Genomic DNA, 324 nt, shown 5'->3' on the forward strand with positions numbered 1-324 from the left:
AACCGAGCCTGAGCACTGCCATCGATATGAAGCTTACTAAGTATACGGGATCCAATTGGAGTGAAAGTGATTACTAATATTGTAAAAATGGATACAAAAAAAGCGAGAGCCTGAATTACAGCAAAACGTATCCTAGAGATTTTAATACCGTTTGAAATAAAGGACGGGACCTTTGGTATTAAAAGTAAAAACATACCTAACAGAAACATTCCAGTTGCTCCTCTTCCACCAAAGGCAAATAGAGCCATAATAACAACCGTAAAGTAAATTAAATAAGGGATACGAGTGTGACGCATCAGTACGGGCGCAAGCGCAGCAGTAATT

General features: G+C 38.9%; 1 pseudogene. It reads right to left on the reverse strand.

The annotated features are described in order from the left end of the window. Positions 1-324: pseudogene (locus AAEY57_RS19570) on the reverse strand (hypothetical protein); the annotation flags it as partial.

This window comes from Pseudoalteromonas sp. MER144-MNA-CIBAN-0113, from assembly GCF_040308965.1.
Classification (GTDB): Bacteria; Pseudomonadota; Gammaproteobacteria; order Enterobacterales; family Alteromonadaceae; genus Pseudoalteromonas; species Pseudoalteromonas tetraodonis.